This window comes from Listeria rocourtiae FSL F6-920, assembly GCF_000525975.1.
GTDB classification, from domain to species: domain Bacteria; phylum Bacillota; class Bacilli; order Lactobacillales; family Listeriaceae; genus Listeria_A; species Listeria_A rocourtiae.
This window is the reverse complement of record NZ_AODK01000105.1, coordinates 1-464: the sequence shown is the minus strand read 5'-3', so window position 1 is coordinate 464 and position 464 is coordinate 1. Positions and strand designations below refer to the sequence as shown.

Genomic DNA, 464 nt, shown 5'->3' with positions numbered 1-464 from the left:
GTGACGAACAGTAACGGCAAATCCGCAAGCACGACAGTAAATATGCAAATAACAGCAGAAGCACCAGTCATACAGGCAAAAGACATGAGCGCCATCGCAGGAGCGAAAGCTAACGATATCAATTGGTTTACGGATGTCAAAGCCGAGGACAAGGTAGACGGAGATATAAGTGTTGAAGTGAACGTAGACTATAGCGGTGTGAACTTCCGAAAGGAAGGGAACTATCCAGTGGTGTATAGTGTGACGAACAGTAACGGCAAATCCGCAAGCACGACAGTAAATATGCAAATAACAGCAGAAGCACCAGTCATACAGGCAAAAGACATGAGCGCCATCGCAGGAGCGAAAGCTAACGATATCAATTGGTTTACGGATGTCAAAGCCGAGGACAAGGTAGACGGAGATATAAGTGTTGAAGTGAACGTAGACTATAGCGGTGTGAACTTCCGAAAGGAAGGGAACTA

At 45.9% G+C, this 464-nt stretch carries 1 protein-coding gene; it reads left to right on the top strand.

Annotated features, from left to right (window positions below; translation table 11 throughout):
• Nucleotides 1-464: DUF5011 domain-containing protein (locus PROCOU_RS17905; protein WP_167549801.1), on the top strand; the 464-nt coding region annotated here is incomplete at both ends.